Here is a 12,841-nt window from a genome sequence, read left to right as displayed (position 1 = left end):
GGCGGCGCTGCCGGCGGCGCGCCGGCAGCGGTCTGCGCCTGCATGCGCCGCCGCGCCGCCGCCAGCGAAGCCCGCAGCGCGTCGCGCTGCGATTCGAGCAGTTCGTTGCGAAGCTGCGCGACGGTGTCGCCGGCCCTTACGGCATCGCCTTGGGCGACACTGTGGACCAGCCTTCCGGCCAGCGGTGTCTTCACCAGGCTATGGTCGATCGCGACGAAACCCGGCATGCTGGCGAAGACCGCGTCGTACACGACGCGCGCCAGAAACAGCAGCAGGGGCGCCAGCACCAGCACGATCAGGACGCGCCAGCGCCAGGTCGGCAGGTTCCGCTTGCTGGGGGCATAGTGGACCGCAAGTCCGTTCGTCTCGAATGCCGTCGGTGGCTGCTTGAAGTTGATTTTCATGGCTGGCTTTCCAAAAATTGGTCGAGGGACTGCACAAGGACACCGCGGAAGTTGGGTTCGCCCTCCAAGGCCTTGCCGACTTCGCGCATGGCCGTGAGCGCCCGGTCCGGCCTCATCCGGCCATAGCTTTCGGCGTCCGGCAGCTCCCGTTCTACCGACTGCGCCAGGCTGATGCCGAGCCGGGGATGGGCCTGCATCACGCGCGCCATGAAGGCAGCGACACCGGGCACGCGGGTGCTGTAGTACATGACGGTGACCTCGTCCACCCCGTTCGCCGCCAGGATACGCAGCAGGCTGTCGCTGGCATCCCTGGGATGAAGCGAGAGCGCCAGCGGCAAGCGGCTGGCGCCGCTGACCTGACGCGTCAGCGCGGCAATCCCGGCCTCCCAGCGTGACTGCTGCGCGGTGGGCAGCTGGGAGCGCTCGATATCGAGGTGCAGCCCGGTAAAGGGCAGGTCACCGATGCGTTCCAGCAGCGCCAGCAGGTCGGCATGGCGTTCTTGCAGCGCCCAGCTGGGGTCCCCGAGCAACAACTCCACACCGATCCCGGCCGCGCCCGCCGCGTCGATGAACGCGCGCAGTCGCTGCCGGCCCGGGCCTGGGGACGAGATGCGTTCGATGTCGGCGCGGGTGAGGGAGAGCAGGATGCGTCGCGCCGGCGGTAGCCCCGCCAGCACGCTTTCCGGTGCGGCCGCCGCAATGCGGTCGTACAGGTACCACGCATACCAGCCCGGCTTCGTCGATCCGGCTGCGCCATGGCCGTCGTCCGGGCCCGGGCCCGACGCCGGCCGCAGCGCGCGCGCTGCACTTGCGGCGCCGGCCGCTCCTGGTGCCGAGGCTGCGGTGGCCCCGCAATCCTGTCCAAAACCGAGCAGGTCGGCCTCGCGCTGGGCCAGCGCCAGCCTGGTCCGACCGGCGGCGCGTGCCGCAGCATAGTAGGCGTAGTGCTTCTGGATCAGTGTTTCCGGTCCCTCCTGTCGGGCGCGCGCGAGCCGCACCTCGGCAATCCGGACCCCTTCGGCCTCGGCCGCCTCGCGCTGCAACAGGGTGGCGAGACGCTGGCGTGCGATGCCCGCCGTACGCAAGGCATTCTCGACGCCACCCAGGTAGTCATTGCGGCGGCCTTCGAGCGCCAGTTCGGCTTGCCGAAGCTCGGCAGCAGCCAACGCGCGGCGCGCGGAGCGCAAGCGTTTCAGTTCGAGCGGAATGCTGATGTCGATTGCGATGGCGCTGCTGTATCCGCTGCGGCCGCCGGTCTCCCTCAGCGCGGACTGCGACAGGCTGAGTCCACCTTCGACACCATCGGTTCCCGAGGCGGGCAATGCGCGCCGCCGCTCGGTGGCCACGGCGCGGTGATAGGCAATATCGGGATGGGCGTCGAGCGCCGCGCGCAGGCGCCCGGCGGACAGGCATTGCACCGGAAAGACCGGTGCATCAAGCGCTGCGGCATCGACGTCCAGGCCGGTGATCAGCTTGATCGTTGTCACGGCGGAGCTCGCTACTGCTGCGGCTTCGGCCATATCGTCGCCGGCTTCGGCGAAGGTGGACAGCAGACGGCTGTGCTCGTCCGCCAGCATCAGGCGGCGGGCGCGGCGCGCATCCAGGCTGCGGCGGCTGTCCGCCCCGCGCGCCGCATAGTCGCGCGCCCGCGCCAGGTCCATATTCGCGTAATACGCTTCGGCATAGGCGTAGCGCAGCGCCTTCAACACTTCCAGCTCCGCCGTCTTGTGCCGGTGGCGCTGGGCGCTTGCAGCGCTGCCGGCCTGTTTGCCGGCCTCATGCACGGCCGCACGGCTTCCGAACAGGGGAAGCCGGATGCCCACCTGGCCGACGACACGCTGGCGGGACGCGGGAAGCGCAGTCAGCACCTGCTCGCGGCTCGATCCAGCCCCCTCGGGCAACACATTGTCGATCCTGTACCGCTCGGGCCGCGTTGCGTCGCGTCCGTGCGCCAGGGAAGCGGAGCCGAACAGGCGGATCCCGTCATCCGGCGCAGCCGCGGCGCGCGCCTGCGCGGCATCGAGCTCAGCCTCGGCCAGCCGCATTCTGTTGGAATGGCCGACACGTGCCTCCAGCTCGGCAAGCGTCGTAGCGGTCGCGGTCGCGACCGTGCAGAAAAGGCAGCACGAAATCAGCAAGGGAAATGGTCGCAGCATTTTAGAATTTGGTCTTTCGTAAAACCCACCACGGCGCCATTGCCGAATCCAGGTGCCCGCGATTCACGATCTCGTTTAATATCCCGATCGCTGCAACGAAACGTGAGACTAGGCCATACAATGGATAAATCGGGAGAAAGAGGAAATACAGGGCGTCGGATTTGGGCCGCTCGGAAACGAGCAGCCAGAAGGCAGTGAACAGGATCGTCAGGAAAAGGAAATAAACCAGGTAGACGAAGGCCAGGATGCCGAGAATGATCCCGGTGTCGTAGCGCCATAACAGGACGCCCATGTAAATGATGATCATGAATGGCATGACCAGCTGGAATAAAACGCCGCCCACCAGATGCGAGAAGAAATTGGGCCACCCCAGCAGCGCGGGACGCAGGTTCTTCCCGTATTTTCTGAAATAAATATAAAACAAATCGCCATCCCACCTGACGCGCTGCCAGAAAAACTCGGCAAAGGTGGGCGGCGCATCGGTATGGCCGATAACGCGGGGATCGAAGACGATGCGCAGCCCTCGATGCTGGCTGCAAAGTTGTTTCAGGCGCTGCGTCATGTCCAGGTCTTCGGCGGTTCCCGCATCCCATCCGAGGACATGGCGCAATATGCCGGCCCTGAATATCCCGAAGGCGCCGGAAATATTATTGATGATGCCGAATTCGGCCAGCCCGGTTTTCCCCCCGCTGATCGACACCAGATATTCGACCGCCTGCAGGCGGGTGATCAGGGATGCGGCTGCATTGCGCACACGCAGGTCTCCGGATACGGCAATCACGCCGGGATCGAGGAAATGCGCCGCCGCACGGTACACCATGTCATTGTCGAATGAGGTGTCGCCATCGAGCGCCATGATGATCTCGCCGGTAGCGATCATGGCTCCGGAATTGAGCGACGACACCCGTCCGCCACGCTGCCACTTCGGCAGGACGATCAGCCGTCTCTGCGGAGTCCGGTCGGCCATTTCCTGGCACTCGCGCGCAGCGGACCAGGTATCCAGGTTCTGGCGGGAGCCATCGATGACCGGAATGATTTCGATGTCGCCCGGATAGTTCTGGGTGACGAGCGAGGCGATGGTGCGCTGCACGTCCAGGCCTTCCGAATAACAGGTGATCACACAGGACACCTTCGGGAAACGGCGGGGCACGTGCGCGGGGGCGGCGTTCTGGACGATGGCATAGCGGACGATGCCGAACATCACCGTGAGGAATAGCGGCAACTCGAGGAAGATCGCGAAGGGAATGAAACGCCACAGGGTCTCGAACCAGGTCGACGCAAAGACCCCCTGCATCACGGTCAGGAAGCTGATGAACGCGGTGTATAGCATGGTGTCAGGATGCGAGCATCTTGCGCATGATTGTGCGCGAATCGTCGTGTTCGCCCATGTCGCGCGGGGAATGGAAGGTCCTGATCCTGACCTCCGGCGTCGGCCCCGTCGCACCCTCCATCACGCCCACGAGATGACCGAGGCGCGCCGCGGTCGGTTCCGGAGCGGTCGAGGGCAGCAGGACCCAGATCCTTTCGAGCGAATCGCTGCTGGATATGTCGCAATCCCGGATCACGTGCCGCAGGCGCTCGCCGAACTCGGCAAGCATCAGGCTCACCCGGTGCGATCCATAATGGTCCAGCAGTTCGCCGGTATTGCCGAATTCGATCAGGACCACACCGAACTCGAAGGACTGGTAGCGCCGCTGCGTATTCGAGGACCAGCCGAGCAATTCGCGGAAACGTCCGGGCATGACGTCACGGGCCCCGTCTCCATCCGACACTGTCGACAGATGGCCTTGCCGGATCGATTCCATGCCCTGTTCCCCGAGCGTCAGCGAATACACTTCCGTGACGTCGAGCAGCTCCGGGCTGTCGACGTTGCCGCAGTCATAGCAGCGGCCCACGACCGGCGCTTCCATGGACGCTTCGTTGCAATGCCCGCAGATGTATTGAGCCAGGGGAAGGTCATAGTCCACCCCGATATGCCGCAGCCGGGCTTCGCATTTTGGGCAGGCAAGGCTGCCGCCGACCTGGAAATTCGCCTTGCGTGCGACATGTCCACATGCAAAACAATGCAGCGAGGGCGCGTGCTTGATCGCGATGCTGTCGCAGGAGGGGCAGACCTCGACATAGGACAGATGGGCGCCGCCGCACTGGCGGCACAGGCGAATGCGGTCGACCAGGCGCGATGGCTTGAGTAGGCCGCCGGCGACGTAGCGTGCGAGGATCGCGGGCGAGTCGAGTTCCGGGCTCAAGGTCTGCACCATTGGATAGACGTAGCGCGACTTGCTGGCACGGTCGAACTGGGGGGTAAGCTCGCATCCCTGCCGGATCGCCATGAAGAACAGCAGTTTCTCGATATCGGAAAACTGCCTCGCGGCGTCCGGTATTTGCCTGATGGCAAAATTGAGCTGATGTGCTTTTCGTAGCGCGTCGTGCAGCGTGCAATTCCCGTCAATAAGCGGCGACGAATGGGGGAGCTCAGAATAGAGCTGGCGGTACCATAAGTCGGAAGAACGCATTTCTTTTCCAAGGGCGTCAATATCGCCACGCCAGGATTTGGAAATCCAGACGGCATCCGGATTCGTGGCGGATTGTTTCAGCTTATCCCATGAGTCGAAATGGATGCATCCGTCCTGCGGTGCGCCTTGGTCGTCCGAAAAAATTGCGAGCACGGTTTGCCTCCCATTCGTTCTGAAAAATTTTATTGGAATTGCTGGCCGGGGTGAGGCGTCCGGTAGCTAATTATAGGCTGCCTAAAACGCAATTCGTCGAAGTATTTACACGGCAGTAAAGGTATTTCCCGAAAAACGACTCATCAGTAAGGCTCGGGTATTGTCTCGGGCTACCGAGCCGAGCAATGAGAAAGTTTCTCGCTATTAGAGGGGATAATAGTAGGCGACAATTACTACCTATTGGATATCCGCTTCTTTATTCCGTTGTGTTTTGGCGGTATCGGCATATGATGCTTTAGGAAGTCCATCGTTCTTGGCGGGCGGCTATTCGCGCACTCGCCTGCTGCATTGCATTCATTCTCGAATGCCTGCACGCGATCCCTGGTGCGCAGGAATCGCGGGCCAGGCATGAGGCGCAGGTAGACGCAGCACATTGGCCGGACGTCGCCGTCGCGGCGGAGGAGGGCGAATGGCTAGGGCGATGGCAGCGGTGGAGAAAAGGGAATTCGGCGCGCGCCTCGTCGCAGCGCTGGCCGCGGCGGGGCGTCCAACCGGTGCTTCGCAGGTGCTGGCGGCGTTCAACCGGCTTCGCCCAGGTACGCGGGTGACCATTTTCGCAGTCAGGAAATGGCTGTTGGGCGCAGCGATTCCCACCCAGGACAAATTGCTCCTGCTGGCGAACTGGCTCGACGTCAGTGCGCAATGGCTGCGCTTCGGCGAAACCGGCCTGTCGACCGGACAGGTGCAGACGGTTTGCGTCGCCCTCGCATCGCGTGACCAGCGTCTGCTGGATGACGTTCATCGCCTGGATGAACCTTCACGACAGGTATTGGAAGACTTGGTCATCTCCCTACTGGCGCACTTTCCCCCTGTAAGGAGCCCGGCTGATCGCTGATGCGATCGAGCCTGGCGCATCTCCTTGTCCAAGTACGGAAGCGGTGGCTAGCCGAGGCCGAAAAAAGGCGTTGTCACGGTCTGGTGTCGGGCAGGCAGCCCGAAGCCACGCGATGGAAACCCGCCGCCATTGCCCGAAGCGGCGGCGGTCGGCATGCACGTTCTGCACATGAACGGCCCCAGACACGTTCTTCTGCCAGCAGGTCGTCCTTTGCCAGGAAAGAAAGCGGTGGCGTCGACACGTCATGATGACAGACAAAAAAAAGCCCGCTTCAGGGAAGCGGGCTGAATCTATTTCCTTGGAGGAGAATAGAGGAGACAGGAAGCATGATGCTGCATTGCCACAAATTAGTCCAATTTATATTTCAAATGACCGCCATCAAGAATATTGATGAGCCAGTTTTGTCAACCACGCCGTGGCGCCGCCGCGACGCCGGGCCGACAGGAAGCTTGCACGCTTGGTGCACGGGTGAAAATGTTCTACGATGGCAACTATGTTAAAACCTTCCCAGCTAGCCTGCGTTTGTGCGGCAATGTTGACGCTGCACGCAGGCGGCGGGCATGCGGCCGTCCAGCCTGGGGGGGCGCTTGCGCTGGAAGACTACTCGCTCGAACAGCTTGCCGATATCGTGGTCACCTCGGTATCGCGCCAGCAGGAGCGGCTGAGCAGCGCGCCGGCCTCGGTGTACGTCATTAGTGCTGCCGACATCGCACGTATAGGCGCGACCACGGTCCCGGAGGCCCTGCGCCTGGCGCCGAACCTGCAGGTAGCCTTCACCGGCGCCCAGGAGTACGCGATCAGCGCGCGCGGCTTCTCCTCGCCGCTGGCGAACAAGCTGCTGGTACTGGTCGATGGCCGCAGCGTCTATTCGCCGCTGTTTTCCGGCGTCTACTGGGAAGCCCTGGACGTGGTGCTGGCCGACGTCGAGCGCATCGAGGTGATCAGCGGCCCCGGCGGCACCATCTGGGGCACCAACGCCGTCAACGGCATCATCAATATCATCACGCGCAGCGCCGCCGATACCCAGGGTGGACTGGCGCAGATCCACGCGGGCGAGCACTATGCCGGCGCCGTACTGCGCTACGGCAAGCGGCTCGCCAACGGCGCCTCCGTACGCGTGTACGGCAAGCGCGACGAAACCGGCGCAGCGCCCGGCGATACCCCGACAGGGGAGGGCGGCGGCGCAGGCAGGCGCCAGGCCGGCTTCCGCCTCGACTGGGAGGGCGCCGGCCGGAGCCTTTGCGTGAGCGGCGACCTGCATGCCGGCGCGCTGCGGGCGTCGCGCGAGCCGCGCACCGATTTTTCCGGCGCCAACCTGGTGGCGCGCTTCGATGCCCGGCTGGGCGGCGGCGCCACCCTGCGACTGCAGGCCTGGGCCGAGCAGCAGCGGCGCGAGCAGCTCGGTGTCGGCCAGCACGAGCTCGATACCGTCGACCTCGAGGCCCAGTATGCGACACGGGTGGCAGGGCGTCATGTGCTGACTTGGGGCGGCGGCTACCGTCATGGACGCGACGGCTTCGAGAATGGTCCCATCCTGCAGTTCGCGCCGACCCATCGCACCCTGCGCTGGACCAACCTGTTCGCGCAGGACGAATTCGCCGTCACGCCGGCGCTGCGCGCGACAGCCGGGCTGCGCCTGGAGCACAATGATTACACCGGCACCGAGCTGTTGCCCAGCCTGCGCCTCGCCTGGGACCACGGCCCCGGCGCCGTGCTGTGGGCGGCGGCCTCGCGTACGGTGCGCGCACCGGCCCGGATCGACCGCGACCTGCGGCTGGTCGATCCCGCATCGAACGGGCAGCGCTACCTGGTGGCCGGCGGTCCCGACATGCAATCGGAAGTTGCCCGGGTGTTCGAGCTGGGCTACCGCGCCCAGCCGGCCACGTCCCTGTCGTATGCCGTCACCCTGTTCTACACCGATTATGACCGCCTCCGCACCCTGGAGCCGCGTGCGGGCGGGGCGGTCGTCCGCAACCAGGGCCATGGGCGGACGCGAGGGCTGGAAGCCTGGGCCAACTGGCAGGCCATGCGCGGCTGGCGCCTGTCGGCAGGCGCCGTGTTGCAGGATATCGTCACCGGCGTGCTGGCGGGCAGCACCGATGCCGCGGCGCGTGCCGGGCTGGCAACCAACGACCCGCGCAGCTACTGGCAACTGCGTTCGTCCCACGATCTCGGCACTGGCGTGAGCGCCGACCTGCTGCTGCGGCGCGTCGCGCGGCTGCCGCAGCCGGCCGCGCCGGGCTATCATGAACTCGACGTCCGGATTGCGTGGCAGCCACGCCCAGGCGTCGAACTGGCCCTCACCGGCCGTAACCTGCTCCACGCCCACCACCCCGAGTTCGGGACGGCGGGCCTGCGTCAACTGGCTGAACGGCACGTGTTCGCCGGCGCAACGCTGCGTTTCTGAAGGCCCCATGACAAGAATGAAGATCAAGCTCCCTGACCGAACGCGACGCCTGGCCTGCCGGGCGCTTGCATTGCCGCTGTTCCTGGCGGCTGCAGGCCCGCGCGCGCTGGCAGATACGGGCGGCGCCCAGGCGCTCGAGCGCCGCGTCAAGGCGGCTTTCCTGTATAAGTTCCTCGGCTATGCCGAATTCCCGGCACACGCCTTCGCCGACCCGGGCGGGCCGCTGACGATCGCCGTGGTCGGCTCGGACGACATGGCCGCCGAACTGGCGCGCATCGCCACCGGCCGCGCGGTCGCCGGGCGCCCGATCGCGGTGCGGCAGGTCGGCATGCACGAAGCGCCGCCTCCGGTGCACCTGCTGTTCGTGGCGGGCAGCGATGCCGAGCGGGCCGGACGCGTGCTGCGCGCCGCCCCCGGTGCCTTCCTCACCGTGACCGAATGCGACGGCGGGCTGCGTTACGGCAGCGTCATCAATTTCCGCATCATCGACGAGCGCGTGCGCTTCGATGTGTCGCTGGATGCCGCCGAAAAGAAGAACGTGAAGCTCAGTTCGCGCCTGCTGACCGTGGCGAACCGGGTACAGAAGGGAGGATCGTGATGGGTATGCACGATACCGGCTCGGTCCGCAGTAAACTTATCCTGATGGCGGTGGCGACCACGATCGTCGCGCTCCTGAGCGCCGCCATCGCCATGATCGTCGTCGACGCGCGTACCTTCCAGCGGGTCTGGATCGACGACCTGAGTACCCAGGCCGACATCGTCGCCGACGTCGCCGCCCCGGCGGTCTCGTTCAACGACAGCGCTAGCGCCGCGCGCAGCCTTGCGGTGCTGCGGGTACGGCCGCAGATCGTGGCCGCCGCCATCTATACCAATAGCGGGCAGCGCTTCGCCACCTATGCCAAGGCGGGAATGGATACGTCGTTCCCGGCGCGTCCGGAAGCGGCCGGCCATCGCATGGAGCGCGGCGAGCTGGAGGTGTTCCGCCCGATCGTCGAGAACGGCGAGCCGCTTGGCACTGTTTACCTGCGCTCCCGCTTCGGGCTGCTCGACCGTGTGCTCAGCTACGGCGCCATCCTCGGCGGCGTGATGCTGGCCGCGCTCGTGATCGCGGCCCTGGTGGCCTCGCGCCTGCAGGCCTCGATCACCCGTCCGCTGCAGGCGGTGACCAACGTGGCGCGCCAGGTGATGCTGCGCCGCGACTTTTCGCTGCGCGTGCCCGGCAAGGAGAAGGGCGAGATCGGGGTGCTGGTGGAAGCCTTCAACGACATGCTGGCCGAGATCGGGCGCCGCTCGGACGCGCTGCAGGCGGCCAACCGCACGCTCGAGCACGAGATGACGGTGCGCGAGCGCGCCGAGCAGGCCCTGATCGTGGCCGACCGCAGGAAAGACGAATTCCTGGCGACCCTGGCGCACGAATTGCGCAATCCGCTGGCGCCGATCCGCACCGGCCTGGACATCCTGCGCATCCGCAGCGGCGACGCCCAGGCGACCCAGCGCGCCACCGACATCATGGAACGCCAGCTGCGCCAGATGGTGCGCCTGGTCGACGACCTGCTGGACGTCTCGCGCATCAATACCGGCAAGTTCACCATCAAGATGGGACGCGTCGAGCTGAAGGCGGTGGTCAACGACGCCCTCGAAGTGGTGCGCTCCTATATAGAACTGCACGGCCACGAACTGGTGATCGACCTGCCCGACCGCCCGGTCTTCCTGCACGGCGACGCGACGCGCCTGGCCCAGGTGTTGTCCAACCTCCTCAACAACGCCGCGAAGTACACCAACCGCGGCGGACGCGTCACGCTCAAGGCAGGCGTCGAGGACCGCACCCTGGTCGTGGAAGTGGCCGATACCGGCATCGGCATCGCGCCGGACATGCTCGACACCGTGTTCGACATGTTCGTGCAGGTCGATTCGACGCTCGAGCGCAGCGTGGCGGGCCTGGGTGTCGGCTTGTCGCTGGCGCGCAAGCTGGTGGAGCTGCATGGCGGCACCATCGAGGCCAAATCCGAAGGACTGGGCCACGGCAGCCGCTTCGTGGTGCGCCTGCCGATCGTGGTGGACCCGGAACCGATCGCCAAGCCGACGCCGGCCGCCTTCATCAGCACCGAGTCCTACCGCATCCTGCTGGCCGACGACAACGTCGACTTCGTCAACAGCATCGGCGCGCTGCTCACGGCCATGGGCCACAGCGTGGTCATCACCCACAACGGCCCGGATGCGCTGGCGGCAGCGGCCCGTTTCTGCCCTGACTACGCATTCCTCGACATCGGCCTGCCGCACATGTCGGGCTACGACCTTGCGCGCGGGATCCGCAGGCTGGCCTGCGGCTCGATGACGGTGCTGATCGCAGTGACCGGCTGGGGCCAGGAGAAGGACCGCCAGCTGGCCTTCGAGGCGGGCTTCGACCACCACATGGTCAAGCCGGTGCGCTTCGAGCAGATCGAGGAAATCCTGGGGAACCGCAGCATCATCAAGAAGCTGCGCACCTGAGCGCGGGGGGGCTGTGGCGAAGGGACTGGCCCGACCCGAGCGTTATCGGACGCCGGATGCTGCCGCGTCGTTCGAGGTGGAACCGGCTGCATCGGCACGGCACGGTTGGCAGGGTGCGTACCGCTTGCAGCGCCTTGCCGGCGATGCCGAAGCAGCGTACCCGGCACGGATTCGATGGGCGAAAAAAAGACGGAAGCGCTTGCGCGCTTCCGTCGATTTACTTCACCAGCTGGCTAATCAAGCCTGCTTGGCTTTGCGGCGACGTGCCAGGAAACCCAGGATGCCGAGGCCGCCCAGCATCATGCCGTAGGTTTCCGGTTCCGGAACCGGAGCCAGCATCACAGCGCCGCCGAACGAAGCGCCGGTATCCGACACCAGGTTGCCGCTGACCTGCAGGTAGTAGTTACCGGCAGCCAGGTTGTTGGCGCTGATCGACCACACGTCCATCGCGCCGCTCATCAGCGAGGTGCCGTTGGTGATCAGGGTGTCGCCTTCGCCGTACAGGGCCAGGCCGGTGATGTCCAGGCCCTCGTCGGCGCTACGGCTGATCGACGAGATGATCGCGTCCAGGTTCATCGGCATGTCACCATCGACCGTGAACGTGAAGCGGTCGGCAAAGGTGTTGCCTTGGTTGTCGGCTTCGAAGGTGTCACCGAAGAAGGCGCTGTTGTCGATCAGCTCGAGCGCCTGAGGCGAGTTGCCGACGACGTCCTGGGCCATCACGGCCGACGAACCAAACGAAGCGGAAGCAAACACAATTGCAGCAATCAGAGATTTTTTCATTTCTTTCCTCGCATTAGAATCAGCCGCGTCCTGCAGCCTGGGTTTCAAGTATCGGGGAACTTCATGCTATCAAAAGGATAAAAAAAAGCACATGGCAGCGTGATTGAACGTTCAACTCGCGCCACGCATTCCAAAAAAACAAAAGATTTCTGACCGGATATGCTTTTCATGTCGTCTCCATAGGAGAAGCTGTTCAATTAGCGTTGATGAGTAGAAAAAATTTGTCGCGTTGCTGAAAATGTGTCAGCACAGTCCTACAGAAGGAGAGGGGGCATTCCGGCGTCGAGCCCGTGCTGATTCAGCCCGGTTTAATGAACGATGCGTAGAAGTTAGCGAGATTTAGGTGTTTTTGCTGAGTTACCTCAGCAGTGAACCGGGGCTGTCGCTGCCGCGGAGGGGTACTCGCAAGAGAATCCGCTTACCGAAGTCGGAAGAATGATCGGGGAAGGGCGGAAAAGAAAAATGGCCCAGAATCGCTTCTGAGCCATTTAAGAAAAGTTGGCGCGGCTGGCAGGAATCGAACCCACGACCCCTTGGTTCGTAGCCAAGTACTCTATCCAGCTGAGCTACAGCCGCCCGAGGCATGCATTATAGCAGCATTGGATGAATTGGCAAATCCCCCGATTCGTCGAACCCAAGCCCATCCGAAGTGATCCGCCCAGCCCCGTTGCGAGGATCGGATACCCGGTACAGGAGGCACCCGCGGGGAGGGGGATCGATTGCGATGCTGCGGAATGAATCATCTCAAAGCGATCTTAGAAGGCGCTTAAGCGTGGTGCAGCCGAGCACAACACGTGCGCACCCTTGGCATCCGGCCATCGGATGCGGGACGCGCTGGACCCATGCTTCGAAGATGAGCCTGGCGGCACAATGCACGGGGAGGCGCCGCAACGAAAAAAGGGACCAGATTCTTCAATCTGGTCCCTCATATTCTGGCGCGGCTGGCAGGAATCGAACCCACGACCCCTTGGTTCGTAGCCAAGTACTCTATCCAGCTGAGCTACAGCCGCCCGATGCGCGCATTATAGCAAGGGTTCGCC

8 protein-coding genes, 2 tRNA genes and 1 pseudogene are annotated in these 12,841 nt (G+C 64.3%); 4 read left to right on the top strand and 7 right to left on the bottom strand.

Annotated elements, in window-relative coordinates; all coding sequences use genetic code 11:
* The 4 genes and pseudogenes from MA09_RS02185 to MA09_RS02170 form a co-directional block, all read right to left on the bottom strand.
* A pseudogene (locus tag MA09_RS02185) lies at positions 1–404 on the bottom strand (hypothetical protein); the annotation flags it as partial.
* Positions 401–2,560, bottom strand: a complete 2,160-nt coding sequence (locus tag MA09_RS02180; RefSeq protein ID WP_152594534.1) for a hypothetical protein — start codon at positions 2,558–2,560, stop codon at positions 401–403. The pseudogene MA09_RS02185 and the gene MA09_RS02180, both read right to left, overlap by 4 nt.
* A gap of 1 nt (position 2,561) precedes the next feature.
* A complete protein-coding gene (locus MA09_RS02175; RefSeq protein WP_036244936.1) occupies positions 2,562–3,890 on the bottom strand; it encodes a glycosyltransferase in 1,329 nt (442 codons plus the stop codon).
* A 4-nt stretch (positions 3,891–3,894) separates the two neighbouring features.
* Positions 3,895–5,226, bottom strand: coding sequence for a hypothetical protein (locus tag MA09_RS02170; protein ID WP_152594533.1), 1,332 nt, complete (start codon positions 5,224–5,226; stop codon positions 3,895–3,897).
* Positions 5,227–5,695: 469 nt separating this feature from the next.
* Between MA09_RS02170 and MA09_RS02165 the strand changes: the two genes are divergently transcribed.
* From MA09_RS02165 to MA09_RS23545, 4 genes are all read left to right on the top strand, one after another.
* Positions 5,696–6,121, top strand: a complete 426-nt coding sequence (locus MA09_RS02165; protein ID WP_036244935.1) for a hypothetical protein — start codon at positions 5,696–5,698, stop codon at positions 6,119–6,121.
* A 532-nt stretch (positions 6,122–6,653) separates the two neighbouring features.
* Entirely contained in the window at positions 6,654–8,528 is a 1,875-nt protein-coding gene (locus MA09_RS02160; RefSeq protein ID WP_051933096.1) for a TonB-dependent siderophore receptor, read from the top strand.
* Between the two features lie 16 nt (positions 8,529–8,544).
* On the top strand, positions 8,545–9,126 hold the full coding sequence (locus MA09_RS02155; RefSeq protein ID WP_161783185.1) for a YfiR family protein: 582 nt from the start codon (positions 8,545–8,547) through the stop codon (positions 9,124–9,126).
* On the top strand, positions 9,126–11,018 hold the full coding sequence (locus MA09_RS23545; protein ID WP_051933095.1) for an ATP-binding protein: 1,893 nt from the start codon (positions 9,126–9,128) through the stop codon (positions 11,016–11,018). Before MA09_RS02155 ends, MA09_RS23545 begins: the two co-directional genes overlap by 1 nt.
* Positions 11,019–11,255: 237 nt before the next feature.
* Here MA09_RS23545 and MA09_RS02145 read toward each other — a convergent pair whose 3' ends face one another.
* From MA09_RS02145 to MA09_RS02135, 3 genes are all read right to left on the bottom strand, one after another.
* Positions 11,256–11,801, bottom strand: coding sequence for an FxDxF family PEP-CTERM protein (locus tag MA09_RS02145; RefSeq protein ID WP_036244933.1), 546 nt, complete (start codon positions 11,799–11,801; stop codon positions 11,256–11,258).
* A 499-nt stretch (positions 11,802–12,300) separates the two neighbouring features.
* Positions 12,301–12,377 (bottom strand) — tRNA-Arg (locus MA09_RS02140).
* Between the two features lie 357 nt (positions 12,378–12,734).
* A tRNA-Arg gene (locus MA09_RS02135) sits at positions 12,735–12,811 on the bottom strand.
* Between the last annotated feature and the right edge of the window lie 30 nt (positions 12,812–12,841).

Source organism: Massilia sp. BSC265 (genome assembly GCF_000740675.1).
Taxonomy (GTDB): Bacteria; Pseudomonadota; Gammaproteobacteria; order Burkholderiales; family Burkholderiaceae_D; genus Telluria.
Note: the sequence above shows the minus strand (reverse complement) of the source record. Positions and strands in the feature narration are given on the sequence as shown.

What these genes read in the sequence shown, in the direction of transcription:
- MA09_RS02180 (WP_152594534.1), bottom strand. Translation starts at nt 2,560, where the DNA reads ATGCTGCGACCATTTCCCTTGCTGATTTCGTGCTGCCTTTTCTGCACG.
- MA09_RS02175 (WP_036244936.1), bottom strand. Translation starts at nt 3,890, where the DNA reads ATGCTATACACCGCGTTCATCAGCTTCCTGACCGTGATGCAGGGGGTC.
- MA09_RS02165 (WP_036244935.1), top strand. Translation starts at nt 5,696, where the DNA reads ATGGCTAGGGCGATGGCAGCGGTGGAGAAAAGGGAATTCGGCGCGCGC.
- MA09_RS02160 (WP_051933096.1), top strand. Translation starts at nt 6,654, where the DNA reads ATGTTGACGCTGCACGCAGGCGGCGGGCATGCGGCCGTCCAGCCTGGG.
- MA09_RS02155 (WP_161783185.1), top strand. Translation starts at nt 8,545, where the DNA reads ATGAAGATCAAGCTCCCTGACCGAACGCGACGCCTGGCCTGCCGGGCG.
- MA09_RS23545 (WP_051933095.1), top strand. Translation starts at nt 9,126, where the DNA reads ATGGGTATGCACGATACCGGCTCGGTCCGCAGTAAACTTATCCTGATG.
- MA09_RS02145 (WP_036244933.1), bottom strand. Translation starts at nt 11,801, where the DNA reads ATGAAAAAATCTCTGATTGCTGCAATTGTGTTTGCTTCCGCTTCGTTT.